The organism is uncultured Albimonas sp., from assembly GCF_963977235.1.
Lineage (GTDB): Bacteria > Pseudomonadota > Alphaproteobacteria > Rhodobacterales > Rhodobacteraceae > Albimonas.
Genome location: NZ_CAXBOD010000001.1, coordinates 479709 through 504172 on the forward strand (window position 1 = coordinate 479709; position 24464 = coordinate 504172).

A 24464-nucleotide genomic window follows, 5' to 3' on the forward strand; every position below is an offset into this window, starting at 1 on the left:
GAATCGGGGCATCTCACCCGATCGTGGGCGGAATGCGACGCGCGATGTCGTATTCCGCGATGCGGCGGGTTGAATGCTGCGCTGCGGCGGCTCATGCTGACGGGGTTCGGAACAATCGGAGGGCCGGCGGATGCCGATGGGCGCGGGCGAGATCTGGACCTGGAGCGATGGGTCCTGGCACCAGGGCGACGTGCGGGTGGCGGGCGCCGCCGATCACGGCCTGTGGCAGGGCGTGTCGGTGTTCGACGGCGCCCGGGGCTTCGAGGGCGTGGCCCCCGACCTCGACCTGCACTGCGCGCGGGTGAACGCCTCGGCCGAGGCGATGGGGCTGGAGGCCACGATCCCCGCCGGCCAGATGATCGAGCTCGCCACCGAGGGTCTGGAGAGGTTCATCTCCGACATCCCGGTCTATGTGCGGCCGATGTACTGGTCGCGCTCGGGCGACGCCTCGCTGATCTGCGCCGATCCCGACAGCACCGCCTTCGCGCTGTGCCTCGAGGCGCTGCCGATGGCCGATCCCGACGCGATGCCCAACGGCGGCATGTCGGTGACCACGACGCAGTTTCGCCGGCCGATCCAGTCGGTGGCGGTGATGGACGCCAAGGCCGGGTGTCTCTATCCCAACAACGCCCGGATGATGCGCGAGGCCAAGTCGAAGGGGTTCGACAACGCCCTGGTGCAGGACCTGGCGGGGAATGTCGCCGAGCTCTCGACCTCGAACGTGTTCATGGTTCGCGACGGGGTCGTGGCCACCCCGATCCCCAACGGCACCTTCCTCAACGGCATCACCCGCCAGCGGGTCATCAAGCTGCTGCGCGAGGCGGGAACGGAGGTGGTCGAGACCACCCTGACGCTGGACGATTTCCGCGAGGCCGACGAGGTGTTTTCCACCGGCAACGCCTCGAAGGTGGTGCCGGTCTGGAAGTTCGACGAGGTCGAGTACGGCCCCGGGCCGGTCGCGAAGCGTGCGCGCGAGCTCTACTGGCAGTTCGCCCACGCCTGAGGGCGGCCGGCGCCGCGCCTCCTGCCGCGCCGGGCGCCCGGGACCGGGCGTTGCGCGGGAGGCCCCGGGTCAGGCCCGGGGCGCCCGTCTGGCGGGCGGATCCCCCGGAAATTCGAGGGCGGGAGAGGGGACGCGCGGGGGCCGGTTGCGGCGCCTTCCGTCTCCCGAGCCGGGTGCGGGGCGTCCGGGCGCGCAATCCGGCCCTGCGCGGCGCCTCAGATCCGGCGCAGGAAGCGGCGCAGGCGGCTGGGGTTTAGGCTGCCGAGCGCCAGGTGGCCCAGCGCTTCGCGCGAGGTCAGCGTGTCCCAGAACTCCCGCCGGCGGTCGGCCTCGCGCCAGCGCTCGGCCCGGGCGGGGTCGGCGAGGGCGGCGAGGACCTCCTCGGCCCAGGCGGCGTGGCGGGCCTCCCATGCCGGGGGGACCGGCGTCTCCCAGATCCGCGACATCAGCACGGCGAAGCTCTGGAAGGCCTTGCGGGGGCGACCGGAGGAGAACCGCTCGGCCGCGGCCTCGATGTCGGCGGGGCCGCCGGGGGCGGGGGTCTCGGTCCGGGTCAGCAGCCGCCAGTCGAGCGCGTCGCGCAGGCGCAGCGAGCGGCGCTGGCGGCGGCGGTCGGCGATCTGGGCGTGCTGGACCAGGTGCACGAGGCGATCCTCGGCCGTGGGGATGCGCAGGCCGGGCAGGGCGCCGGGCAGGGCGCGGGCGCCGATCTCGCGCAGGGGGCCGCGGCGGGCCCAGCCGGTGCGGGTGTGCAGCTCGACCGTCGCCACGCCGGCGCCGGGCGGGGGGTAGAGCGCGGGGAAATGGTAGTCGGTCGCCACATAGGCCTCGGCGTCGCCGGTGTAGCCGGCGCCGCGCAGGGCGTCGACGGCGCGGGGCAGGTCGGCGGGGGCCACCAGCAGGTCTAGGTCCACCATCTCCCGCCAGGGCGCGGGCTCTCCGCCCGCGGCGGCGATGGCGGCGGCGCCTTTCAGGGCCGCGGCCTCGAGCCCCGCGGCGTGGAGCAGGGCCGCCAGATCGCGAAGCTGGGCGGCGAGGCGATCGGCATGCGCCTCGCGCCCCTCAATCGCCGGGCGCAACAGCAGGGCGGCGACAGGGGCGGGCAGCGCGCGCGACAGGGCCTGGCAGACCGGCCAGGCGACCCCCTGGGCGGCGGCGAATCCCACCAGGTCGAGCGTCCGCGCGCTCGGCGCGGCCGGCGTCGCGCCCGATTCCCAGGCGCGCAGCAGGGCCAGCGTCTGCGCCACCACCGCGGGAGCGGCCCTGGCTTGCGGGGGGCGGGGGGCAGGCTCGGGGGCGCTCATCGGAGGCGCGGCCCGGCCAGGGGGGGCGTCGGCGCGCGCGTCCGGGGGCGCCCCGGCGCGCATGTCCGGGGGCCCATCGCCGGGCGCGTCGCCGGGCGCGTCCGGGGCCTCGGCGCCGGGCAACGGGGGGGCCGGGGATCGCGGGGAGGGGTCAAGATCGTCGTCGGCTCCTTGCTCTCCGGCCCGGTTTGGCCCATCCCCGCCCCCTCGTCCAGCGCCTCGGGGACGCGGGGGCGGGGCGGTGCGGGCTCACGCGCCGGGGTTGGCGCCGCGCCCCCGCGCCGTCAAGGTGGCGCCGGCGGGCGCGCAGCGCTACACGCCCCGAGACATGCCGACCGGGAGACAGCATGACCCTCGCCCTGATCCAGCACGAATCGAGCCTCGGCCACGTCGAGCCGCCGGGCCACCCCGAGCGCGTCGACCGCATCAAGGCCGTCGCCGCGGCGCTGGAGGACGAGCGGTTCGCCCACCTGACGCGGATCGAGGCGCGCCCGGCAGAGGACGCCCTGCTGCGGCTGGCCCATCCCCAGAGCCACATCGACCGGATCCGCGCGGCGATCCCGGCCGAGGGCGGGGCGATGCTGGATTCCGACACCTACCTCTCGGCGGGCTCGCTGGACGCGGCCCTGCACGGCGCGGGCGCCGCCGCCCAGGGCGTGGACATGGTGCTGGACGGCGAGGCGCGGGGCGCATTCGTGGCCATGCGCCCCCCCGGCCACCATGCCGAGCCCGACCGCGCGATGGGCTTCTGCCTGTTCTCGAACGCCGCCATCGCCGCGCGCCACGCGCTCGAGGTTCGCGGCCTGAGCCGGGTCGCGGTGGTCGATTTCGACGTGCACCACGGCAACGGCACCCAGGCGGTGCTGTGGGACGAGGGGCGGGCGACCTTCTGCTCGTCGCACCAGTGGCCGCTCTATCCCGGCACCGGGGCGGAATCGGAGACCGGCGGCTCGGGCAACGTGCACAACGCCGGCCTGCGCCCGGGCTCGGGCGGCCCGCAGTTCCGCGCGGTGTGGGAGAACCGGCTGCTGCCCGCGGTCGCGGCCGCGGCGCCCGAGCTGATCATCGTCTCGGCCGGGTTCGACGCCCACCACCGCGACCCGCTGGCCGAGCTGAACCTGGTGGAGGCGGATTTCGCCTGGATCACCCACCGCATCTGCGACCTGGCCGAGACCTGCGCGGAAGGCCGCGTCGTCTCGGTCCTGGAAGGCGGCTACGACCTGGTGGGGCTGGCGGTGTCGACCGCGGCCCATGTGCAGGCGCTGATGGAGCGGAGCCTATGAGCGAGACCCGACCCGACCCCAAGCCCGACCCCAAACCCGTGGACGCCCTCTCGTTCGAGGACGCCATGCGCGAGCTGGAGCAGGTGGTCGACCGGCTGGAGAGCGGGGACGCCCCGCTCGACGCCTCGATCGCGCTTTACGAGCGGGGGGCGAAGCTGAAGGCCCATTGCGAGGCCAAGCTCAAGGCCGCCGAGCTGAAGGTGGCCCAGATCGCCGAGGCGCCCGACGGGACGGTCTCGGCCAGGGCGACGCAGGTCGAGTGACCGTGACTCTCGCGCAAGCGCCCGACTGGACGCCGGAATTCGCCGAGCGTCTGGCCACCGACGTCGCCCTCGTCGAGGGCGCGCTCGAGGCGCTGCTGCCCCCCGCCCTGCTGCTGGGCGAGCGGCCGGGCCTTGCGCCGGCGATGCGCTACGCCTCGCTTGGCGGCGGCAAGCGCCTGCGCGCCTATCTGACGCTGGAGACGGCCGAGCTGTTCGGCGCCCCCTCCGAGGGGGCCGAGCGGGTCGCCGCGGCGGTCGAGTGCCTGCACGCCTACTCCCTGGTCCACGACGACATGCCCTGCATGGACGACGACGACCTGCGCCGGGGCCGCCCGACGGTGCATCGCCGCTGGGACGAGGCCACCGCCGTGCTGGCCGGCGACGCGCTGCAGACGCTGGCCTTCGAGATTCTGGCCGACCCGCTCACCCACCCCGAGGGCGCGGTGCGCGCCGAGCTGTGCCTGGGCCTCGCCCGGGCCGCCGGAGCCGCGGGGATGGTCGGAGGTCAGGCCCTCGACATCGCCGCCGAGACCGCCGAGGCCCCCCTGAAGCTCGCCGAGATCGAGCGTCTGCAGGCCCTCAAGACCGGCGCGCTGATCGTCTTCGCCGCCGAGGCGGGCGCCATGCTGGGCCGCGCCGACCCCGCCGCGCGCGTCGCGATCCGCGGCTATGCCGAGGCGCTGGGCCGGGCCTTCCAGATCCAGGACGACGTGCTCGACGTCTCGGGCGACGTCGTGGCGGCGGGCAAGGCCCTGCGCAAGGACGCGGCGGCCGGCAAGGCCACCTTCGTCTCGCTGCTGGGCCTCGAGGGCGCCCGCGCCCGCGCCGCCGAACTCGCCGCCGAGGCCGAGGCCAGGCTCGCCCCCTTCGGCCCCCGCGCCCGTCCGCTGGCGCTCGCCGCCCGCTTCACGGTGGCGCGGGAGAGCTGAGCACGGTCCTGACCCGGGGCGCCCGCTGCTGCGGGGCCCAGTTCACCGAGCGACCGGATGTCCCCCCGCCCGATCCCGCGCCCGACCTGTCGTCGAGCGCCCGGTCTCGCCGCGGCCGGGGCGGGCGGGTGGGGCTCGCGGCGGGTCCGGGCGCCGGGCGGCGGGCCTGCTGTCGCCGGGCCTCTGCGACCCGTCCCGCATTGCCCCGTGGCCTGGGTTCCCCTAAGTGTCCCCGATCGCCGAGCCCGCCGCCGAGCCAGGGACAAGCATGACCGAGCAGACCCAGCCCCAGGACCGCCCGCGCACCCCGCTGCTGGACCGGGTGACCAGTCCCGCGGACATGCGCGGCTTCTCGGACGCGGAGCTCGAGCGGCTCGCCCATGAGTTGCGGGCCGAGACGATCTCGGCGGTGTCCGAGACCGGCGGGCATCTCGGCGCGGGTCTGGGGGTGGTCGAGCTGACCGTGGGCATCCACGCCGTCTTCGACACGCCGCGCGACAAGCTGATCTGGGACGTCGGCCACCAGGCCTATCCCCACAAGATTCTCACCGGCCGGCGCGAGCGGATCCGCACGCTGCGCCAGGGGGGCGGGCTCTCGGGCTTCACCAAGCGCTCGGAAAGCCCCTACGACCCGTTCGGAGCGGCGCATTCCTCGACCTCGATCTCGGCGGCGCTGGGCTTTGCGGCGGCCCGCGACCTGGGTTTCGGCGAGGGCGGCCACGCCATCGCGGTGATCGGCGACGGGGCGATGTCGGCGGGCATGGCCTATGAGGCGATGAACAACGCCGGCGCGCTGGGCTCGAAGCTGGTGGTGATCCTCAACGACAACGAGATGTCGATCGCCCCGCCCGTGGGCGCGATGTCGCGCTACCTGACCAGCCTCTGGGCCGGCGAGCCCTTCCAGGACTTTGCAGCCGTGGCCAAGGGCGCGGCCAACTTCCTGCCGGGACCGTTCCGCGAAGGCGCGCGGCGCGCCAAGCACCTGCTCAAGGAGCTCGCGGTCGGGGGCACGCTGTTCGAGGCGCTGGGCTTCTCCTATGTCGGGCCGATCGACGGGCACGACCTGAGCCAGATCCTGCCGGTGCTGCGCACCGTCAAGGCGCGGGCCGACGGGCCGGTGCTGATCCACGCGATCACCCAGAAGGGCAAGGGCTACAAGCCCGCCGAGACCAGCGCCGACCGCTATCACGGCGTCTCCAAGTTCGACGTGGCGACGGGGGCGCAGAAGAAGGCGCCTTCGAACGCGCCGGCCTACACCAAGGTCTTCGCCAACGCCCTGGTGGCCGAGGCCGAGCGGGACGACCGCATCGTGGGGATCACCGCCGCAATGCCCGACGGCACCGGCATGGACATCTTCGGCAAGCGCTTCCCCAACCGCATGTTCGACGTCGGCATCGCCGAGCAGCACGCGGTGACCTTCGCCGCCGGACTGGCGGCCTCGGGGATGAAGCCGTTCTGCGCGATCTACTCGACCTTCCTGCAGCGGGCCTACGATCAGGTGGTCCACGACGTCGCCCTGCAGGGGCTGCCGGTGCGCTTCGCCATCGACCGGGCGGGGCTGGTGGGCGCGGACGGCGCCACCCACGCCGGGGCCTTTGACGTGGGCTACCTCGCCAGTCTGCCGGGGTTCACGGTGATGGCCGCGGCCGACGAGGCCGAGCTCGCCCGCATGGTCGCCACCGCCGTCGCCCACGACTCCGGCCCCATCGCCTTCCGCTATCCCCGCGGCGAGGGCGTCGGCGTCGAGATCCCCGAGCGGCCCGAGCCGCTGGAGATCGGCCGCGGCCGGGTGCTGCGCGAGGGGAGCTCGGTCGCGATCCTGTCCTTCGGGGCGCGGCTCGCCGAGGCGATGAAGGCGGCCGAGGACCTGGAGGCGAAGGGCGTCTCTGCCACGGTTGCGGACGCGCGCTTCGCCAAGCCCCTGGACCGCGAGCTGATCCTGCGCCTGGCGCGCGAGCATGCGGCGCTGATCACGGTCGAGGAGGGCGCCTCGGGCGGCTTCGGCTCCCAGGTGCTGCACATGCTGGCCTGCGAGGGCGCGCTGGACCGGGGGCTGGCGGTGCGGCCGATGACGCTGCCCGACCTGTTCCAGGACCATGACTCGCCCACGGCGATGTACACCCAGGCCGGGCTGGACGCGGAGCACATCGTGGCGACCGCGCTTTCGGCGCTGGGCGTGACGCAGATCGGCAAGGCCGGCCGGGGCTGAGGCGCGCGCGCGGCCAGGACCCAGGGGGCTCGGTCGCGCGCCGGGGGCGGGGCGCGGCCCGCCCGGGCATGGATCCAGGGCCCGGCGCGACTGCCCGGCGAGACCGGCGTCGGGCCTGCCCTGCGTGAGTCGGCGGCGCGGATCCGCGGCTCGCGGGCTTGACCTTCAGGGGCGTGCGCGCCGAAATCGCCGGGCCGTCCTCCCACCGACCGGAGCGCCCATGCCCGACGCCTCTTCCGACCTCTCCGCCCTGCCTCAAGCCGCGCCCGGCGTGCCGATCCGGGTGGACCGCTCGGATCCGGCGGTGGCGCGGGTGATCCTCGACCGGGCCGGGCGGAAGAACGCGCTGACGCTGGCGATGTGGACCGCGCTCGGCGACGTGTTCGAGGCCCTGGCCGAGGCCCCGGAGGTGCGCGCCGTGATCCTTTCGGGCGCGGGCGGGGTGTTCTGCGCGGGCGCCGATATCTCGGAGTTCGGGCAGGCGCGTTCGGACGCGGCCTCGGGCAAGGTCTATTCGGCCGCGGTCGAGCGGGCGAACCTCGCGATCCGCGACTGTCCCAAGGCGACCTATGCCGCGATCTCCGGTCCGGCGATGGGCGGGGGCTGCGGGCTGGCGCTGTGCTGCGACTTCCGGTTCGCCGATGCGACGGCGGTGTTCTCGATCCCGGCGGCGCGGCTGGGCGTGGTTTATGCCGCGACCGAGACCGCGGCGCTGGTGGCGACCGTGGGGGCGGAGGCGGCCAAGGACATCCTGTTCACCGGTCGCCGGCTGGACGCGGACGAGGCGCAGGCCCGCGGGCTGGTGACCGCCCTGGCGCAGGACGCGATGGCCGCGGCGCTCGCCCATGCCGCCCTGCTCCGCGAGAACGCGCCGATGACGATCGCCGGCGCCAAGGCGACGCTGCGCGCGCTCGCCGGCGCGCCGGAGCCCGGCGCGATGGCCGAGGCGCTGGACTGGCAGCGCCGCGCCCTGCTCTCGGAGGACTACCGCAACGCGGTCGAGGCCTTCGCCGGCAAGCGCCGCCCGGAGTTCCACGGCCGATGAGCGCCGCGGGGAACCGCGCGGAGATCGTCCGCGCCCATTTCCGACGCCAGGCCGCAAGCTGCGCCCAGCTCGGCTCTCCCTTCACCGCCGCGCTGCTGGAGGGGCTGGCCGAGCGGATGCGCCCGCTGGGGCGGATCGAGACCCGTCTGTTGTCCTGGCCCGGCGATCCCGGCGACGACGCGCTGGCCCTGCGCGCGGCCGGCGCCTTGCATGCGCTGGCGCGCGAGGGGCGCGACGCCGGGGTCTCGGCCGCCTGGCCGCCGGGGGCCGAGGGCGATCCGGTCGCCGCGGCGCTGGCCGCCTTCGAGCGCCATGCCGACTGGCTGGACCCGTGGCTGGACGGGCCCCCGCAGACCAACGAGACCGGGCGCTCGGGCGCGCTGCTGGGCGGGCTGCTGGCGCTGGCCGAGCGCACCGGGGGGATGCCGGTGGACCTGCTCGAGATCGGCGCCTCGGCCGGGCTGAACCAGAACCTCGACGGCTTCCGCTACGACTTCGGCGAGGAGCGGGGCTGGGGCGAGGCGGACTCGCCCGTGCGGGTGAGGCATGCGTGGCGCGGGGCGGCTTCGGTGCTCGACGCGCGGCTCGGCGCGCGGCTCGAGATCGCGGCGCGGGCCGGCTGCGACCAGAGCCCGCTGGACCCCGCCGACCCGGCGGCGCGGGCGCGGCTCGCCGCCTATGTCTGGCCCGACCAGGCCGAGCGTCTGGCCCGGGCCGAGGCCGCCATGGCGCTGGCCGTGGCGCGTCCGCGGCCGGTCGAGAAGGCGGATGCGGCCGGCTGGATCGAGGCGCGGCTGGCCGCTCCGCAGGCCGAGGGCGTGGCGCGCGTCGTGATGCACTCGATCATGTGGCAGTACATGCCGGGCGCGACGCAGGACCGGATCGCGACGGCGCTGGCGGGGGCCGCCTCGCGCGCCTCCGAGCGGCGGCCGCTGGCCTGGCTGCGGATGGAGCCAGACGGGCGCGAGGGCTCGGCTGCGCTGACCCTGACCCTGGCGCCCGCGGGCGGGGAGCAGACGCTGGCGCGCACCGACTACCACGGGCGCTGGACCGACTGGGCGCGGTAGGGCGCGCGGTCAGGGACGCGGGGGGGCTGCGCCGGCAACACTTAGAAATGAAGGCGATATCGGCCGTCGCGCCGGGGCAGACGCCTTGCGCCAGGGGGGCCGCGTCGCGATATTGCCGCCTCCGCCCGCTCTCTTGCCCGAGGTGCGAATGCTGCGTTTCCTGGTCTGGCTGCTGATCCTGGGGAGTCTCGCGGCGCCGGTGGCGCTGGCGATCGAGCGGACGCCGCGGCTGGCGGCGGCGCCCGCGCCCGACTCCGCGACCTCGCGCGCCTCGACCGACCTCGCGATGCGGATCTACGGCGCCGCAAGCGGCGACGAGGCGGTCGAGGTCGAGATGACGGCCGCCCAGATCGACGGCCTGTTCGCCACCGCCGCGCGGGCCTTTCCCGGGCTGCGCGGACGCGCCGAGATCGAGGCGGAGGCGATGCGCCTGACGGTCTCGCTCAGCCCTCCGGCGCTGGAGGGGATCGCCTGGCTGAACCTTGTGGCAGACGTGGCGCCCTCGAGCGACGGGCTCGATGTGCGGCGGCTGCGCCTCGGCCGGCTGCCGCTGCCGCCGGCGCTGACGCTGGGCCTGGCGCGGCGGCTGGCGGACATGAGCGCGAGCGAGCCGGTGGGCAGCCTGCTTCTGGGAATGGTCCGCGGCGTCGAAACCGCGCCGGGGCGGGTGCATGTGACGTTGGACCCGCGGCTGGGCGTCGACGGCCAGGAGGGCGATCCGCGGGTGGCGGACTCGCTGCGCCGGCTGGCCGGGACCGGCGATGTCGAGCGGATCGGCGCCCACTACGAGGCGCTGGACGCGGCCTCGCGCCGGGGCGACCTCGCGACTGACGGGTCGACGGCGGCCTGGTTCGGCTATGCGCTGAAAAGCGCCGCGGCCGCGGTGGCCGAGGGGCGCGATCCGCAGGCGGAGACCAGCGCCGCGATCCTGGCGATGGCGGCGCATTGCGGCCGGCGCTGGGCGGTGGAGGCCGCGGTGGGCGAGATCCCGGCGACGAAGCGGGACTCGCTGTGTCGTCGCACCCGGCTCGCAGGGCGCGGCGACCTGCGGATGCATTTCGCGCTGTCGGCGGCGTTCGAGGCGGCGGGGAACGCGACCATCTCGTTCGGCATGGGCGAGGTGAAGGAACTGGTCGACGCCTCGGGCGACGGCTCGGGCTTCAGTTTCGACGATATGGCGGCCGACCGGGCGGGCATCCGCTGGGCGGAGGCCGCGCGCGAGGCCGCGGCGGCCGGCCCCGAGGCGCTGGCCCTTGTGGCCCGGCTGTCGGCGGAGGAAGCGGCGGTGATGCCCGCGATCGCGGACCTGCCGTCGTTCATGCAGGAGGCCGCGTTCCGCGACCGGTTCGGCAAGGTCGACAGCCCGGCATACGTGGCCCAGATCGAGGCCATCGACCGGCGCATCGACGGCCTGCCGCTGCACGCCCGCTGAACGGGCGCCGCGCGACGCGAGCGCCCGGACCCGCCGCTCCGCGCGCGGCGCGCTTGAGCCGGGCGCGCCGCGCGCGACGTCGCCTCCCCGCGCCCGGGGCGAGCGGGGCGGCCGTGACGCCCGCGCATCCCCACCGGCCGAAAGACCTCGGCGAGCGGCGCCGCGCCCGCCCCGCGCCGCGGGCCGAACGCCCCCACAGACGCGCCCCCCGACGCGGCGCTTCGCCGCCGAAGCCGCCCGCGAGACCGTCTCCGATCCGCCTCACCTTTACGCAAAGGGCGCCCCCTGCGCCGCATCGCGGTCTTGCCGCGCCGCGTCATTTCGGTCATGGAGCCCGCGACCGATGGCGCCCGCGCAGTCTTAGCGGGGGGGCGCCCGCCCCCCGATTCCGACCGACGGACCCAACACGATGCAGCTTCGCAACATCGCCATCATCGCCCATGTCGACCATGGCAAGACCACGCTGGTCGACGCGCTCCTGCGCCAGTCCGGCGCCTTCCGCGAGAACCAGGCCGTCGCCGAGCGCGCCATGGACTCCAACGATCTCGAGCGCGAGCGCGGCATCACCATCCTCGCCAAGGCCACCTCGGTCGAGTTCGAGGGCGCGCGCATCAACATCGTCGACACCCCCGGCCACGCCGACTTCGGCGGCGAGGTCGAGCGGATCCTGTCGATGGTCGACGGCGCCATCCTGCTGGTCGACGCGGCCGAGGGCCCGATGCCCCAGACCAAGTTCGTCACCCAGAAGGCCCTGCGCCTGGGCCTGCGCCCGATCGTGGTGCTGAACAAGGTCGACAAGCCCGACGCCGATCCCGACCGCGCGCTGGACGAGGTCTTCGACATGTTCGCGGCGCTTGACGCCGACGAGCATCAGCTGGACTTCCCCGTGCTCTACGCCTCCGGCCGCGCCGGCTGGGCGGACGATGAGCTCGAGGGGCCGCGCGAGAACCTTTCGGCCCTGTTCCACAAGGTGATGGAGCATGTGCCCGAGCCCAAGCAGGTCGCCAACGTCGACCAGCCCTTCACCATGCTGGCCACCACGCTGGAGGCCGATCCCTTCATCGGCCGCCTGCTGACCGGCCGGGTCGAGACCGGCAAGATCGTCTCCGGCGCCACGATCAAGGCCCTGCGCCCCGGCACCGGCGAGATCGAGCGGTTCCGCGTCTCCAAGATCCTGGCCTTCCGCGGCCTCGGCCGTCAGCCGGTCGAGAGCGCCGAGGCCGGCGACATCGTGGCGCTGGCCGGGCTGACCAAGTCGACGGTCGCCGACACCCTGTGCGACCCCTCGATCTCCGAGCCGCTGAACGCCCAGCCGATCGATCCGCCGACCATCGCGGTGACCTTCTCGATCAACGACAGCCCGCTGGCCGGCCGCGACGGCGAAAAGGTGCAGAGCCGGGTGATCCGCGACCGGTTGATGCGCGAGGCCGAAGGCAACGTCGCCATCCGCATCACCGACACCGCCGAGAAGGACGCTTTCGAGGTCGCCGGCCGCGGCGAGCTGCAGATCGGCGTGCTGATCGAGAACATGCGCCGCGAGGGCTTCGAGCTGAGCGTCTCGCGCCCGCGCGTGATGATGCGCGACGAGGGCGGCAAGCGCCTCGAGCCGATCGAGGAAGTCACCGTCGACGTCGACGAGGAGTTCTCGGGCGCGGTGGTCGACAAGCTCAGCCAGCGCAAGGCGGAAATGACCGAGATGCGCCCCTCGGGCGGCGGCAAGAATCGCATCGTGTTCCTGGCCCCGGCCCGCGGGTTGATCGGCTATCATGGCGAGTTCCTGACCGACACCCGCGGCACCGGCATCATGAACCGCGTGTTCCACAGCTGGGCCGAGTGGAAGGGCCCGATCCCCGGCCGACGCCACGGGGTGCTGATCTCGATGGAGCAGGGGGACTCTGTCGCCTATGCGCTTTTCAACCTGGAGGAGAGGGGGCGTCTGATCATCGGGTCGGGCGAGCCGGTCTACCAGGGCATGATCATCGGCGAGAACGCGCGTCCCGGCGACCTGGACGTGAACCCGCTGAAGGGCAAGAAGCTGACCAACGTCCGCGCCTCGGGCAAGGACGACGCGGTGACGCTGACCACGCCGCGCCGCTTCGGTCTGGAGGAGGCGATCGCCTTTATCGAGCCGGACGAACTGGTTGAGGTCACGCCGAAGGCGATTCGTCTGCGTAAGCGCTTCCTGGACCCGCATGAGCGCAAGCGCGACGCGCGGGCCTCGCAGGCCGGGGCCGCTTGACGCTGCTTCCGATTGTCCCGATTCCATACGAATTCACGGTTTCTCCTGTCATCGGACTGGAACCCTGAGTTGTGTGCGCGCCCTAGTTGTGCGTAGAATTCCACGTGGCGTGACCGTGTCCGGGCGGGCCGCGTGATTTTCTGGCTTGTGCAGCCGCGAGTTGGTGCGGCCGCCTGAGATGCTCGGACCCGACAAGTGAGTTCGAGTGAAGTCAGGAGCACGAAGAACATGAAGCATCCCGTAGACGCGCACGTCGGGAAACGTGTGCGCCACCGTCGCTGGATGATGGGCATGACCCAGCAACAGCTCGGCGACATGGTGGGAATCAAGTTTCAGCAGATCCAGAAATATGAGACCGGCATGAACCGCATCAGCGCCTCGCGCCTGTGGGACATCGCCAAGGCGCTGGAAGTGCCGATCAATTATTTCTTCGAAGGGCTGGAGTCTGAATCGCTGACCGACGCCGCCGAGACCGAGTCCGCCTCGGCTTCGCGGGGCGACCTGCTGGCGGACAAGGAGGCGCTGGAACTGGTGCGCTCCTACTACGCCATACCCGAGAACCAGCGCCGTCGGTTGTTCGACCTGGCGCGGGTTTTGTCAGAAGCGGCCTGAGGCCGCGGGCCGCAGCCGGAAAGCAGACGGCAGACGCGACGCGACGCCGGGGCGAGGGACCCGGTGCAGCGCGGAGACGCGGCGCCTGGGGAGCCATCCGGCAGGCCATGAGGAACAGGGGACCGGAAGCGTAGGGGTACGCTTCCGGTCCTTTCGTTTGAGAGAGCGCGGACCGTTTCAGGGCGCAAGCCCCCGCTCCTCGACCCTCCACCGTTCCGCGCAACCTGTCGTTTCGCTCCCGAATTTTCGACGGTCGCGCATGGCCCGAACGGCCTGATCCGCCGGATCCGGCTCAACGGATCCCGATCGTCCGCCCCCTTCGCCCGACCTCGTCCTGCCGAGCCCGGCTGTGCGATCCCGTCCGCGGCGCCTGAGCGGCCGGGAGCGGGGCGCGGGGGCGGGACGTGTCCGGCGATCCGTGCTATGCGGCGAGCCTCGCCCCCCGGCCTTGCCGCCGCCTATTCTCCTCGTCCGGACGACCTTCGCCGATGACCGACGCCGCCGCTTCCTCGCCCTCTCCCGCGCTTCGCCCCCAGGTCGCCGCGGCGCTGGCCGCCGCCCTGCGCGCGGCCGACGCCGCCCGCCCGGCGGCGCTGGCGCATTTCCGGACCGAGGGGCTCTCGGCCGAGAACAAGGACGTCGGCGGAGGGTTCGACCCCGTCACCGCCGCCGACCGCGGGGTCGAGGCGGCGATCCGCGAGGTGCTGGCGCGCGAGCGCCCCGGCGACGGCGTGCTGGGCGAGGAACAGGCGGCGACGCCCTCGACCTCGGGTCTGACCTGGGTCGTGGATCCGATCGACGGGACCCGCGCCTACCTGATCGGGGCGCCCACCTGGGGCGTGCTGATCGGCCTGAACGACGGGACCCGCCCGGTGCTGGGCCTGATGGACCAGCCCCATGTCGGCGAGCGCTTCTGGGGCGACGGCGACAGCGCCTGGTGGGCCAGGGACGGCCAGCCGCCCCGCCGGATGCGCGCCCGCCGCGGCGTGCCGCTGGCCGAGGCGCGTCTGTGCTCGACCTTCCCCGAAGTCGGGACGCAGGCCGAGCGCCTGGCCTTCGAGCGGGTCCGCGACCGGGCGCGCCTGACCCGCTACGGGCTCGACTGCACCGGCTACGCGCTGCTGGCGGCCGGGGGCGTGGACCTGGTGGTGGAGGCGGGGCTCTACGCCTACGACGTGCAGGCGCTGATCCCGATCGTCGAGGGCGCGGGCGGAGTGATCACCACGTGGGAGGGGGGCGACCCCCAGGACGGCGGCCGGGTGCTGGCCGCAGGTTCCCCCGAGTTGCACGCCGAGGCGATGGCGCTGCTGGCAGGGGCCTGAGCCGGGGCCATCCTTCGCCGGATGGCCGAATGGAGGGGCGCCGGCCTAGCGCCGGCGGCGCGGCCTCGCGCGTCCACGGGACGCGCGCGCAGGCTGGGCCTGCGCGCCCGCGCTGCCGCGCGGGCGAGGCCGCTGGCGCCCGGTTGCGGGCGGCGCGCGCGGGTCCCGGCCCCGGCCCCCGGGCTCGACGGGCGCCAGGGCGCGGACCGGCGGGGGCGGTTCGGCCGGGGCATGCCCCTGGCGCGCCGGGGCGCGGCGGCCCTGCGGCGCCCGCCGTGGCGGAGGTCGGCGCCCTCGGCGCGGATTGACCGATGCGGCGCGCCGCGTCAGAGAGCGCGCATGTCCGCACCCGATCCCACTGCGCGCGCGCCCCGGCAGCGACTCGACCAGGCCCTGGTCGCGCGGGGCCTTGTCGAAAGCCGCGCCCGCGCCCAGGCGCTGATCGCGGCAGGCGCGGTGACGCTCGACGGCGCGCCGGCGACGCGGGCGTCGGCGAAGGTGGCCCCGGGCGTCGCCATCGAACTGGTTGCCGATCCGCTGCCCTGGGTCTCGCGCGCCGCGCTGAAGCTCGCCCATGCGCTGGACGCGTTCGGCCTGGCGCCGGAGGGCGAGGCGCTGGACCTCGGCGCCTCGACCGGCGGTTTCACCGAGGTGCTGCTGGCCCGCGGCGCGGCGCGGGTTCATGCCGTCGACGCGGGCCGCGGCCAGCTTCACGCGAAGCTGCGCGAGAACCCGCGGGTGGTCAGCCTCGAGGGGCTGAACGCCCGCGATCTCGTCCCCGGCGCGGTTCCCGCGCCCGACTGGATCGTCGCGGACCTGTCCTTCATCGGCCTCGCCAAGGCGCTGCCCCCCGCGCTGGCGATGGCCAGACCCGGCGCCTGTCTGGTGGCCCTGGTCAAGCCGCAGTTCGAGGCCGGCCCCGCTGACGTCGGCCGCGGCGGCCTGGTGCGTGACCCGGCCGTGCACGCGCGCGTCCGGGCCGAGGTGCGCGCCTTCCTCGAAACCTCCGGCTGGACCGTGACCCACGAGGGCGTCAGCCCGATCGAGGGCGGCGACGGCAACCGGGAATTCCTCATTTCAGCGGAGAAGCCACGATGACCGAAGCCGTCTCCGAACTCGAGATCGCCCGCCTGGGTCGCCATGGCGACGGGGTCGACGCGACCGGCGAGATCTTTGCCGCGCTGACCCTGCCCGGAGAGCGCGTCCGCGGCGCGATCGAAGCCGGGCGGATGGAGGCGCCCGAGATCCTGGCCGCCTCGCCCGACCGCGCCGCGCCGCCCTGCCGCCACTTCGGGACCTGCGGGGGCTGCGCGCTGCAGCATGCCTCGGACGGGTTCGTGGCCGACTGGAAACGCGAGCGGGTGATCGAGGCGCTGGCCTCCCGCGGGCTGGAGGCGGAGGTGCGCGCCACCGCCACCTCGCCCGCCGGGACGCGGCGGCGGGCGACGTTCTCGGCCCGGCGCACGCGCAACTCGGCCATCGTGGGCTTCCATGAGCGGCGCGAGGCCCGGCTGGCCGAGGTTCCCGACTGCCAGGTTCTGGACCCCGCCATCCTCGCCGGGATCGAAGGTCTGCGGGCCATCGTCGTGGCCGGCGCCGGGCGGCGGGGCGAGATGAAGCTGGCCGTCACCGCCGCCGAGGCGGGGCTGGACGTGGACGCCCGCGGGGGGCGCGCGCTCGACGCGGGCCTGCGGGTGGAACTGGCGCGGCTGGCGGGCGAGGCCGGGCTGGCGCGCCTGTCGTGGGAGGGCGAGCCGGTGGCCGCCCCCCATCCCCCGGTCGTCGCGATGGGCATCGCGCGCCCGGTGCTGCCGCCCGCCTCGTTCCTGCAGGCGACGCCGGAGGGCGAGGCGGCGCTGGCCGCGGCGGTGGACGAGGCCGTGGGGCCCAGGACGGCCCGGGCCGCCGACCTGTTCTGCGGCGTCGGCGCCTTCGCCCTGCGGCTGGCCGAGCGGATGGAGGTCCGCGCCTGGGACAGCGACCGGGCGATGGTGGCGGCGCTGGCCGGCGCCTGGCGCGGCTCCGGCGGGCGCCTGCGCCGGATCGAGGCCGAGGCGCGCGACCTGTTCAAGCGCCCCCTTCTGGGACCGGAGCTGAAGGGCCTCGGCGCGGTGGTCATCGACCCGCCGCGCGCCGGCGCCAGAGCGCAGTCCGAGGCGCTGGCGACCTCGGCGATCCCTCGCATCGCCGCCGTCTCCTGCAACCCCGAGACCTTCGCCCGCGACGCCCGCATCCTCGTCGACGGCGGCTATCGGCTGGACTGGGTGCTGCCGGTGGACCAGTTCCGCTGGTCGGCCCACGTGGAGCTGGCGGCGGCCTTCTCGAAGCGCTGAGCCCGCGGGGCCCCGCGGCGCCCCCGCTCCCGCTCCCGCCGCCCCGGGCTTGCCCCGAGGCTTGCCGCCGCCGACTGGGGGGGCTGGGGCGCGGGCTCCGGGCCCCGGTCAGTCCACCAGCCGGTCGGCGAGCTCTCCGAAATCGTCCACGATCAGGTCCCATTGCTGGCTGATCGCCTCGGGCTGGCCGGTTCCGTACTCGTCGGGTCGGGGCACGAAGGCGGTCTGCAGGCCGGCGGCCCGCGCGGCGGTCAGGTCGCCGTCGTGGGCCGCGACCATCATCACCTCTCCCGGCGCCAGCCTCAGCGCGGCGGCCGAAGCCAGATAGACCCCCGCCTTGGGTTTGTAGTCCCGCGCCACGTCCGCCCCCAGGATGCAGTCCCAGCCGAGCCCCGCAAACCGCGCCAGCCGCACCATCAGCGCGGTCGAGCCGTTGGAGCAGGGCGCCAGCAGGACCCGCTCGCGCAGCCGCGCCAGGCCGGGAAGCACATCCGGCCAGGTCGGCAGCGCCTCCCACGCAGGGTTGAGCGCGTCGCGGGCGGGGGCGTCGAAGGCCTCGGCGAGGCCGAGCGCCGCCAGCGCATGGTCGAGGTTCTCCCGGTGCAGGTCGTCGAGGGGGACATAGCCCCGCCCGCCCTCGCGGATGCGCTGCATGGCGGGCTGGTACTCGGCCCGCCAGGCGTCGGCGAGCGCCTCGGGCGGCGTCTCCAGCCCTCGCGCCGCCAGCGCCGGCGCGACAAAGGCCGCGACGCCCGAGCGCCAGTCGACCACCGTTCCGAACACGTCGAAGATCAAGGCCTTCGGCGGCATCCGCGTCTCCTCCTGCCATTGGTTTTCTTGCCGAGAAGATCGCAGCGCCCCGGGGCGGTGTCGAGCGTCCTCGCCGCCCGGAGGCGCCAGAGCGCGAGGCCATCCCGAAGCGCCAGGCGTCCGCGGCGCGACCCTCTCGACCGTGGAAGACGAAACCAGCCGCGACCCAAGGCTCGCGGGGAAGCCCCGGTCGGGTTCTGGCCCGGTGGGGCGCCCGCCCTCTCGCAGGCGCGCGCCGGAGGCCGGCCCCGCCGGCCGGTTCGGCCGGGCGCCGACGCCGGCCGCCGGGCGCTGCGCCCGGGGCGCCTTGCGCGCTCGCCCCCGGAGACGGCGCCTCCGGGCGCAGCGTCCGCCCCGCGCCGCGCGCGCAACCGGCCGGCCGGGCGCCCCGCCTGCCGCGGCGCCTCCTCCGGCTTGACCCGATGCGCGGCCGGGGCTACGCCGCTCCGCGGCCCGATCGGCCCACGATCCAGAGGAGCGCCCGCGACATGCCCGACAAACTCCTGATCCTCCCCGGCGACGGCATCGGCCCGGAAGTGATGACCGAGGTCCGCAAGGTCATCGACTGGTTCGCCGAGAACAAGGGCCTCGCCTTCGAGGTCGAGGAGGACCTGGTCGGCGGCGCCGCCTACGACGTCCACGGAAAGCCGCTGGCCGACGAGACCATGGAGAAGGCGCAGAACGCCGACGCCGTGCTGCTCGGCGCCGTGGGCGGGCCGAAATACGACGTCCTCGATTTCTCGGTGAAGCCCGAGCGCGGCCTGCTGCGCCTGCGCAAGGAGATGGACCTTTTCGCCAACCTGCGCCCCGCGGTCTGCTTCGACGCGCTGGCCGATTTCTCGTCCCTGAAGAAGGACGTGATCGGCGGGCTCGACATCATGATCGTGCGCGAGCTGACGAGCGGCGTCTATTTCGGCGAGCCCCGCGGCGTCTTCAAGGAAGGCAACGAGCGGGTGGGGATCAACACCCAGCGCTACACCGAGGGCGAGATCGCCCGCGTCGCCCGCTCGGCCTTCGAGCTGGCGCGCGCCCGCAGCAACAAGGTCTGCTCGATGGAGAAGGCCAACGTGATGGAGTCCGGCATCCTGTGGCGCGACGTCGTCCAGGAGGTCCATGACGCCGAATACCCCGACGTCGAGCTGAGCCACATGTACGCCGACGCCGGCGGCATGCAGCTGGTGCGCTGGCCCAAGCAGTTCGACGTGATCGTCACCGACAACCTGTTCGGCGACATGCTCTCGGACGTCGCCGCCATGCTGACCGGCTCGCTGGGGATGCTGCCCTCGGCCAGCCTCGGCCTGCCGATGGCCAACGGGCGGCCCAAGGCGCTCTACGAGCCGGTGCACGGCTCCGCGCCCGACATCATGGGCACCGGCAAGGCCAACCCGATCGCCTGTGTGCTGAGCTTCGGGATGGCGCTGCGCTACTCCTTCGGCAAGCTGGACGAGGCGGCGCTGCTTGAGCGCGCGATCGACGCGGTGCTGGCCGATGGGCTGCGCACCGCCGACCTGATGCAGGCGGGCGACAAGCAGCCGGTGACCACCGCGCAGATGGGCGACGCCATCGTCGGCAAGCTGGGCGAGATGGGCTGAGGGCGCCTCGCCACGGCGAGAGGGGAAAGGGCGGCCTTCGAGGGCCGCCCTTTGCGTTGAGGAGGCGCCCTGCGGGCGGGCTTGGCATGCGCGCCTGCGGCGCGGGCGGGCCGGGGGCCCGCGCAAGGCCGCTTCCGAACTCACCAGAGAACAGGGCCCCGCGCCTGTCCTCCGGACCCGCCCGTCGCTGAAGATGCCTGAGCGACTCGCCCGGAGCGGTCAAGGACAAGCCCCCTGCGGGGGTCGCTTCGCGATCCTGGACCGCTCCGGGCGAGTCGCTCTGATCGGCATCAGCGACGGACGGCTCCGGAGAACAGGCGCTCGCGCGGGGCTGTGGGCCGCGCGGGGCGCGCCGCTCCGCCGTCTGGACCCAGGGCGCGGGTTTCCGTATGAGGCGCGCGGCGACGGCGGCATGGCGGGAGAGCGCGCATGAACATCCTGATCCTCGGCGGCGGCGGGCGGGAGCACGCGCTCGCCTGGAAGATCGCGCAGAGCCCGCTGTGCGAGCGGCTGTTCTGCGCCCCCGGCAACGCCGGCATCGCCGAGCTGGCCGAGTGCGTGGCCCTGACCCCCGAGAACGGGCGCGAGGTCGCCGCCTGGGCCGAAGCGAACGGCATCGGCCTGGTGGTGGTGGGCCCCGAGGCGCCGCTCGCCGCCGGCACGGCCGACGCGGTGCGCGCCGCCGGCATCCCCTGCTTTGGCCCCTCGGCCGAGGCGGCGCGGCTGGAAGCCTCGAAAGCCTTCACCAAGGAGATCGCGGACGCGGTGGGCGCGCCGACCGCCGCCTGGGGCCGCTTCACCGACGCCGAGGCCGCCAAGGCCTATGTGCGCGCCCAGGGCGCGCCGATCGTGATCAAGGCCGACGGGCTGGCCGCCGGCAAGGGCGTGGTCGTGGCGATGCGCCTCGACGAGGCGCTGGACGCGCTCGACGAGATGTTCGGCGGCGCCTTCGGCGAGGCCGGCGCCGAGGTGGTCGTCGAGGAGTTCATGGAGGGGGAGGAGGCGAGCCTCTTCGTCCTCTCGGACGGCGAGGCCTCGGTGGCGCTGGCCCCCGCGCAGGACCACAAGCGGGCCCATGACGGCGATGAGGGACCCAACACCGGGGGCATGGGCGCCTACTCGCCCGCGCCGGTGCTGACAGAGGCGCTGCAGGAACAGGCGATGGCCGAGATCTGCCGCCCCGTCATCGCCGAGATGGCGCGGCGGGGGATGCCGTTTCGCGGCGTGCTCTACGCCGGGCTGATGCTGACCGCCACCGGCCCGCGGCTGGTCGAGTTCAACGTCCGTTTCGGCGATCCCGAGTGCCAGGTGGTGATGCTGCGCATGGACAGCGACCTGGTCCCGGCGCTGCTGGCCTGCGCCCGCGGCGAGGGGCTGGCCGAGGTTCCGGTGACCTGGCACGACGACGCCGCGGCGACCGTGGTGATGGCCGCGAAGGGCTATCCCGGCGCCTATGCCAAGGGCGAGGCGATCGGCGGGATCGCGGCGGCCGAAGCCTCGGATCCGCAGGCGGTGGTGTTCCACGCCGGCACGCGGGCGCAGGGCGGCCGGATCCTGTCGAATGGCGGCCGGGTGCTGAACGTCACGGCGCGGGGCGACACGCTCGAGGAAGCCGTGGCGCGCGCCTACCGCGCGGTCGCGCGGATCGACTGGCCGGGGGGCTTCAACCGCTCGGACATCGGGGCGCGGGCGCTGAAACGGGACTGAGGGTCACGGGCGGCAGTCCCCCGGCGGCTCGGCGCAGGGCTCGCTCCGGGGTCAGCTGGTGGGGTCGACGCCGCAGGTCAGGGGGGTCGAGTCGATCCGGTCGATCGACTGCGGCTCGCCAGAGCGGGACAGGGCCCAGAGGGTTTCCGCGTGGCGGATGTGGCGGAAGCAGTGGGGCGGGCCGCCGCCCAGCGCCTCGCCGAAGTCGAAGCAGAACCACGGCTCGACGTAGCTCCAGCTGGCTTCGAGGCACTCGCCGTCGGGGAACTGGAAGGTCACTCGGCCGGGCTCGGCGCGGTAGCTCTCGCGGCCCCAGACCTCTCCGGAGATGCGATACCAGACGGTGCGGCCGCCCACCAGCGCCTGCCATTCCTCGGGGCTGAGGTCGCGGCCCTCCGAGGCGAGCTGCTCGCGGGTGGGCGCGTCCGCGGCCCCGGCGAAGGCCGGCGCGGCGCAGGCTGCGGCCAGCAGCGCGCAGAGCGCGCGAGCGAGGCGGGCGCCGGGCGCGGAGCGCGGGGCGGGGCGGAAGGCTGGGCTCGGCATCGTCATGGCCGAAGACTTAACCGCGCTTAACGAGTCGTTGAAGACGTCGCGGGGCCGCAAAGGCCCCGCGGGCGCTGAAATCGTCGTTAACGCGCCGCTGCGCGCTCCGGCTCGCCCGGAGGCGGCGGCCTAGCGCTCGGCGTCCAGTTTCAGGCGGGTCTCGTAGGCGCGGGAGATGTGCAGGCGGGCGGCCGCGTCGGCGGCGTCCTCGTCGCGGGCCTCGACGGCCCTGGCGATGGCGTCGTGCTCGTCCACCGTCTCGACGCCGCGGGTCGGATCGGCGAGCGACGTCAGGGTCAGCAGCGCCATCGAGCGGCGGATGCCGTCCAGCATCGTATTCAGATAGCGGTTGTGCGAGGCGAGGTGCAGCTGCCGGTGGAAGCGGCGGTTGTTGTCGCGCAGCGCCTCGGCGTCGTGGGTCATGCGGCGGCTGTCCTCGACCAGGCGGCGCAGCAGGGCCTGCTCCTCGGGGGCGGCGTGGCGGGCGGCGAGACGGGCGGCGAGGCCCTCGACCACCGCGCGCACTTCATAGAGCTCGCCCAGCTGGTTGTGGTCGAGCGAGGCCACCACCAGCCCGCGGCGGCCGTCGTGGGCGACGACGCCCTGGGTCTCGAGCCGTCCCAGCGCCTCGCGGATCGGGGTGCGGGAGACGCCGAAACGCTCCGCCAGCTCGGTCTCGACCAGGCGGGCGCCGGGGGGGTAGCGGCCCCGGTCGATCGCGTCGAGGATCAGGGCGTAGGCGTCGGGCGGGCCGTCGCGCGTCATCTCGGGCCTCCGAATCTCGAGCCTCCAGCTTCAGGGGCCGGCGACGCGGAGCGCGCGCGGCGAATGCGGTAGAGCGCCATGCGGCGCAGCGGCGACCCTAGCGGCAGGGCGGGGTGATCGAAATCGTCCTCTGGGTCGCGGGTCATGCCCAGCCGCTCCATCACTGCGCGGGAGGGGGCGTTGCCCAGGGGGGCGAAGGCCACGAGCTGATCGCGGTCGAGCCCGCCCTCTGCCGCCGGCGCGAAGGCGGTGGCGAGGCGGGCGCGGGCGGCCTCGGTGGCGTAGCCCCGGCCCCAGGCCGCGCGGACCAGACGCCAGCCGAGTTCCACGCAGGGCATGAAGGGCGCCTCGAACTCGGGGGCGTTGAGGCCGACCATGCCGAGGAAGGCGCCGGTGGCCTTCTCCTCGACCGCCTCGAAGGCGAAGCCGTTGGCGGCGCGGGCGGTTTCGATGCGCGCGACCAGGGCCTCGGTCTCCTCCGCGGTCAGGGGGCGGGGGAAGTGGCGCATGATCTCGGCGTCCGCGTTCAGCGCGGCAAACGGGGCGAGGTCGGCCTCGCGGAACGGGCGCAGGATCAGCCGCTCGGTCTCGATCGCGGGCAGCGGCGTCATGCGAGGCGGGCGAGCAGCGCCTCGGCCAGCGCCTGCGCCTCGCGCGCGGCGAGGGAGCGGGGGGAGAGCTCGGAGGCGGCGCGCCCCTCGAGGAAGGCGGTCGAGAAGGCCACGCGGTTGCCCAGGGTGACGGGCAGGATCTCGGCCCCCGCCTCGATCAGGGCGGCCTCGACGGCGGGGCCGGCGCCGCCGCGGGGGGGCACGCGGTTGAGGATGACCACGGCGGGCGTCTTCTCGCGCGCGGCCATCTCGAGGATCGGCTGCGTGGCCCAGGCGTCCATCGGGCTCGGCTGGCAGGGGATCGCCACCAGGTCTGCGGCGCGCAGGGCGGCGCGCAGCAGCACGTCGGCGTTGCCCGGGCAGTCGGCGAGCACGATCTCGCCGGCCTTCGCCGCCCGGCGCAGAGCGGTCGAGGCCTGCCACTCGGACGCGCTCTCGATCGGCAGGGCGTCGGCGCCGCGTAGCTCATTCCAGCGGGTCAGGCTGCGCTGGGGGTCGAGGTCGACCAGTGAGGGCGCGCGCCCCATCGCCGCCAGCGCGGCCGCCGTCTGCACCAGCAGCGTGGTCTTGCCGGCGCCTCCCTTCTGCTGGGCAAAGACAAGGGTGCGGGTCATCGGCGGGCTCTCCGGTGGGGGGGCGGGCGGTTCACGCAGCGAAAACGCTTTGCGCCCGGATGGCAAGCGGTTGCGCGGCGGCTCGGCTGCGGCGAGGATGCGCCCCACGTCACTCTGAGGGGAGATCTGGGGATGAGATCACGACTGGCAATGGCCGCGACGCTGTGCGCGGCGGCGCTGGCCGCGGGGGGCGCGCTGGCCGACCCGGTGAAGCTGAAGCGCGCCGAGCCGCAGCCCGAGGGGCTGACGCAGGGTCTGGCGGTCAAATACGGCTATCCGGCCGAGGTGCGCGAGCTGAAGATCGCCAAGGACTACCGCTCGGGCGCGCGGGCGGGGACGCCGCTGGTGGGCTTCGATTACATGGACAGCGCGCCGGGGCAGAACGCGCTGACCTCGGACCGGGCCGAGCGGGTGGTGGCGATCATCAACGGCTACCTGCATTTCGACCAGCCGGGGATCTGGCGGATGCGCTGGCATTCCAACGACGGGCTGGAGGTGATCGTGGGCGGCGAGGAGGTCTATCGCCACGACGGCCGGCACGCCTGCGACACGATCGGCTGGCAGGACGACTATCTGGTCGAGGAGCCCGGCTGGTACGAGGTCGAGGCGGTGTGGTTCCAGCGGCTGAACACCTCCTGCCTGATGATGGAGTGGCAGCCCCCCGGCGGCGCCTGGGAGTGGACGCCCAACGAGGCGACCGGCTTCAACTGAGCGATTGCGGCGGGCCGGCGACGGTCCGCCGCGCCGGCGCCGGGAACGGCGTGCGCAGGGCGCGGCTCCG

Annotated in this window: 22 protein-coding genes; 16 read left to right on the forward strand and 6 right to left on the reverse strand. The window is 74.4% G+C overall.

All coding sequences use genetic code 11. The annotated features are described in order from the left end of the window. The first annotated feature begins 130 nt into the window (after nt 1-130). Nucleotides 131-1003, forward strand: a complete 873-nt coding sequence (locus AAC134_RS02225; protein ID WP_339947403.1) for a branched-chain amino acid aminotransferase — start codon at nt 131-133, stop codon at nt 1001-1003. A 215-nt stretch (nt 1004-1218) separates the two neighbouring features. Here the strand turns inward: AAC134_RS02225 and AAC134_RS02230 are convergent, their stop codons facing one another. Next, the gene (locus tag AAC134_RS02230; RefSeq protein ID WP_339947404.1) at nt 1219-2307 is read right to left on the reverse strand and encodes a nucleotidyltransferase family protein; all 1089 of its coding nucleotides are present in this window, start codon (nt 2305-2307) and stop codon (nt 1219-1221) included. Between the two features lie 347 nt (nt 2308-2654). Between AAC134_RS02230 and AAC134_RS02235 the strand changes: the two genes are divergently transcribed. From AAC134_RS02235 to AAC134_RS02290, 12 genes are all read left to right on the forward strand, one after another. Continuing rightward, nucleotides 2655-3590, forward strand: a complete 936-nt coding sequence (locus AAC134_RS02235; protein WP_339947405.1) for a histone deacetylase family protein — start codon at nt 2655-2657, stop codon at nt 3588-3590. Then, nucleotides 3587-3853 carry an exodeoxyribonuclease VII small subunit gene (locus AAC134_RS02240; RefSeq protein WP_339947406.1) on the forward strand — a complete coding sequence of 89 codons (267 nt, stop codon included), beginning with the start codon at nt 3587-3589 and terminating at the stop codon, nt 3851-3853. Before AAC134_RS02235 ends, AAC134_RS02240 begins: the two co-directional genes overlap by 4 nt. A gap of 92 nt (nt 3854-3945) precedes the next feature. Beyond that, nucleotides 3946-4782 (forward strand): polyprenyl synthetase family protein, encoded by an 837-nt coding sequence (locus tag AAC134_RS02245; protein WP_339947442.1) that lies wholly within the window; start codon nt 3946-3948, stop codon nt 4780-4782. Between the two features lie 268 nt (nt 4783-5050). Further along, the gene (gene dxs / locus AAC134_RS02250) at nt 5051-6991 is read left to right on the forward strand and encodes a 1-deoxy-D-xylulose-5-phosphate synthase (RefSeq protein WP_339947407.1); all 1941 of its coding nucleotides are present in this window, start codon (nt 5051-5053) and stop codon (nt 6989-6991) included. Nucleotides 6992-7211: 220 nt separating this feature from the next. Next, a complete protein-coding gene (locus tag AAC134_RS02255; RefSeq protein ID WP_339947408.1) occupies nt 7212-8036 on the forward strand; it encodes an enoyl-CoA hydratase-related protein in 825 nt (274 codons plus the stop codon). Beyond that, the gene (locus AAC134_RS02260) at nt 8033-9103 is read left to right on the forward strand and encodes a DUF2332 family protein (protein ID WP_339947409.1); all 1071 of its coding nucleotides are present in this window, start codon (nt 8033-8035) and stop codon (nt 9101-9103) included. The genes AAC134_RS02255 and AAC134_RS02260 overlap by 4 nt, the downstream gene beginning before the upstream one ends. A 148-nt stretch (nt 9104-9251) precedes the next feature. Then, nucleotides 9252-10535 (forward strand): hypothetical protein, encoded by a 1284-nt coding sequence (locus AAC134_RS02265; protein ID WP_339947410.1) that lies wholly within the window; start codon nt 9252-9254, stop codon nt 10533-10535. A 409-nt stretch (nt 10536-10944) separates the two neighbouring features. Beyond that, complete coding sequence (typA, locus tag AAC134_RS02270; RefSeq protein ID WP_339947411.1) at nt 10945-12774, forward strand: translational GTPase TypA; 1830 nt, start codon at nt 10945-10947, stop codon at nt 12772-12774. A 228-nt stretch (nt 12775-13002) separates the two neighbouring features. Continuing rightward, nucleotides 13003-13386 (forward strand): helix-turn-helix transcriptional regulator, encoded by a 384-nt coding sequence (locus tag AAC134_RS02275; protein ID WP_339947412.1) that lies wholly within the window; start codon nt 13003-13005, stop codon nt 13384-13386. 488 nt (nt 13387-13874) lie between these two features. Then, nucleotides 13875-14708, forward strand: coding sequence for an inositol monophosphatase family protein (locus AAC134_RS02280; protein ID WP_339947413.1), 834 nt, complete (start codon nt 13875-13877; stop codon nt 14706-14708). A gap of 339 nt (nt 14709-15047) precedes the next feature. Beyond that, complete coding sequence (locus AAC134_RS02285; RefSeq protein WP_339947414.1) at nt 15048-15806, forward strand: TlyA family RNA methyltransferase; 759 nt, start codon at nt 15048-15050, stop codon at nt 15804-15806. Continuing rightward, entirely contained in the window at nt 15803-17041 is a 1239-nt protein-coding gene (locus tag AAC134_RS02290) for a class I SAM-dependent RNA methyltransferase (RefSeq protein WP_339947415.1), read from the forward strand. The genes AAC134_RS02285 and AAC134_RS02290 overlap by 4 nt, the downstream gene beginning before the upstream one ends. Nucleotides 17042-17149: 108 nt before the next feature. On the opposite strand, the gene AAC134_RS02295 is transcribed toward AAC134_RS02290, so the two are convergent. Then, nucleotides 17150-17851: a haloacid dehalogenase type II gene (locus tag AAC134_RS02295; protein ID WP_339947416.1), complete on the reverse strand. Its 702-nt coding sequence runs from the start codon at nt 17849-17851 to the stop codon at nt 17150-17152. Between the two features lie 488 nt (nt 17852-18339). Here AAC134_RS02295 and leuB point away from each other — a divergent pair, with 488 nt between their 5' ends. Together leuB and purD are read left to right on the forward strand one after the other, a co-directional pair. Further along, nucleotides 18340-19443 carry a 3-isopropylmalate dehydrogenase gene (leuB, locus tag AAC134_RS02300; protein WP_339947417.1) on the forward strand — a complete coding sequence of 368 codons (1104 nt, stop codon included), beginning with the start codon at nt 18340-18342 and terminating at the stop codon, nt 19441-19443. A 429-nt stretch (nt 19444-19872) separates the two neighbouring features. After that, nucleotides 19873-21150, forward strand: a complete 1278-nt coding sequence (gene purD / locus AAC134_RS02305) for a phosphoribosylamine--glycine ligase (protein ID WP_339947418.1) — start codon at nt 19873-19875, stop codon at nt 21148-21150. Between the two features lie 51 nt (nt 21151-21201). Here purD and AAC134_RS02310 read toward each other — a convergent pair whose 3' ends face one another. The 4 genes from AAC134_RS02310 to AAC134_RS02325 all read right to left on the reverse strand — a co-directional run bounded on the left by AAC134_RS02310 (nt 21202) and on the right by AAC134_RS02325 (nt 23683). Beyond that, nucleotides 21202-21693: a hypothetical protein gene (locus AAC134_RS02310; RefSeq protein ID WP_339947419.1), complete on the reverse strand. Its 492-nt coding sequence runs from the start codon at nt 21691-21693 to the stop codon at nt 21202-21204. A 129-nt stretch (nt 21694-21822) separates the two neighbouring features. Then, nucleotides 21823-22458 (reverse strand): GntR family transcriptional regulator, encoded by a 636-nt coding sequence (locus tag AAC134_RS02315; protein WP_339947420.1) that lies wholly within the window; start codon nt 22456-22458, stop codon nt 21823-21825. Further along, nucleotides 22455-23069, reverse strand: a complete 615-nt coding sequence (locus AAC134_RS02320; protein ID WP_339947421.1) for a GNAT family N-acetyltransferase — start codon at nt 23067-23069, stop codon at nt 22455-22457. The genes AAC134_RS02315 and AAC134_RS02320 overlap by 4 nt, the downstream gene beginning before the upstream one ends. Next, nucleotides 23066-23683, reverse strand: coding sequence for a ParA family protein (locus AAC134_RS02325; RefSeq protein WP_339947422.1), 618 nt, complete (start codon nt 23681-23683; stop codon nt 23066-23068). Before AAC134_RS02325 ends, AAC134_RS02320 begins: the two co-directional genes overlap by 4 nt. A 132-nt stretch (nt 23684-23815) precedes the next feature. On the opposite strand from AAC134_RS02325, the gene AAC134_RS02330 reads away from it, so the two are divergent. After that, nucleotides 23816-24394 (forward strand): hypothetical protein, encoded by a 579-nt coding sequence (locus AAC134_RS02330; protein ID WP_339947423.1) that lies wholly within the window; start codon nt 23816-23818, stop codon nt 24392-24394. Nucleotides 24395-24464 lie beyond the last annotated feature (70 nt).

What these genes read in the sequence shown, in the direction of transcription:
- purD (WP_339947418.1), top strand. Translation starts at nt 19,873, where the DNA reads ATGAACATCCTGATCCTCGGCGGCGGCGGGCGGGAGCACGCGCTCGCC.
- dxs (WP_339947407.1), top strand. Translation starts at nt 5,051, where the DNA reads ATGACCGAGCAGACCCAGCCCCAGGACCGCCCGCGCACCCCGCTGCTG.
- AAC134_RS02285 (WP_339947414.1), top strand. Translation starts at nt 15,048, where the DNA reads ATGTCCGCACCCGATCCCACTGCGCGCGCGCCCCGGCAGCGACTCGAC.
- AAC134_RS02325 (WP_339947422.1), bottom strand. Translation starts at nt 23,683, where the DNA reads ATGACCCGCACCCTTGTCTTTGCCCAGCAGAAGGGAGGCGCCGGCAAG.
- AAC134_RS02330 (WP_339947423.1), top strand. Translation starts at nt 23,816, where the DNA reads ATGAGATCACGACTGGCAATGGCCGCGACGCTGTGCGCGGCGGCGCTG.
- AAC134_RS02265 (WP_339947410.1), top strand. Translation starts at nt 9,252, where the DNA reads ATGCTGCGTTTCCTGGTCTGGCTGCTGATCCTGGGGAGTCTCGCGGCG.
- AAC134_RS02230 (WP_339947404.1), bottom strand. Translation starts at nt 2,307, where the DNA reads ATGAGCGCCCCCGAGCCTGCCCCCCGCCCCCCGCAAGCCAGGGCCGCT.
- AAC134_RS02280 (WP_339947413.1), top strand. Translation starts at nt 13,875, where the DNA reads ATGACCGACGCCGCCGCTTCCTCGCCCTCTCCCGCGCTTCGCCCCCAG.
- AAC134_RS02240 (WP_339947406.1), top strand. Translation starts at nt 3,587, where the DNA reads ATGAGCGAGACCCGACCCGACCCCAAGCCCGACCCCAAACCCGTGGAC.
- AAC134_RS02290 (WP_339947415.1), top strand. Translation starts at nt 15,803, where the DNA reads ATGACCGAAGCCGTCTCCGAACTCGAGATCGCCCGCCTGGGTCGCCAT.
- AAC134_RS02260 (WP_339947409.1), top strand. Translation starts at nt 8,033, where the DNA reads ATGAGCGCCGCGGGGAACCGCGCGGAGATCGTCCGCGCCCATTTCCGA.
- AAC134_RS02310 (WP_339947419.1), bottom strand. Translation starts at nt 21,693, where the DNA reads ATGCCGAGCCCAGCCTTCCGCCCCGCCCCGCGCTCCGCGCCCGGCGCC.
- typA (WP_339947411.1), top strand. Translation starts at nt 10,945, where the DNA reads ATGCAGCTTCGCAACATCGCCATCATCGCCCATGTCGACCATGGCAAG.
- AAC134_RS02255 (WP_339947408.1), top strand. Translation starts at nt 7,212, where the DNA reads ATGCCCGACGCCTCTTCCGACCTCTCCGCCCTGCCTCAAGCCGCGCCC.
- AAC134_RS02235 (WP_339947405.1), top strand. Translation starts at nt 2,655, where the DNA reads ATGACCCTCGCCCTGATCCAGCACGAATCGAGCCTCGGCCACGTCGAG.
- AAC134_RS02315 (WP_339947420.1), bottom strand. Translation starts at nt 22,458, where the DNA reads ATGACGCGCGACGGCCCGCCCGACGCCTACGCCCTGATCCTCGACGCG.
- leuB (WP_339947417.1), top strand. Translation starts at nt 18,340, where the DNA reads ATGCCCGACAAACTCCTGATCCTCCCCGGCGACGGCATCGGCCCGGAA.
- AAC134_RS02275 (WP_339947412.1), top strand. Translation starts at nt 13,003, where the DNA reads ATGAAGCATCCCGTAGACGCGCACGTCGGGAAACGTGTGCGCCACCGT.
- AAC134_RS02225 (WP_339947403.1), top strand. Translation starts at nt 131, where the DNA reads ATGCCGATGGGCGCGGGCGAGATCTGGACCTGGAGCGATGGGTCCTGG.
- AAC134_RS02320 (WP_339947421.1), bottom strand. Translation starts at nt 23,069, where the DNA reads ATGACGCCGCTGCCCGCGATCGAGACCGAGCGGCTGATCCTGCGCCCG.
- AAC134_RS02295 (WP_339947416.1), bottom strand. Translation starts at nt 17,851, where the DNA reads ATGCCGCCGAAGGCCTTGATCTTCGACGTGTTCGGAACGGTGGTCGAC.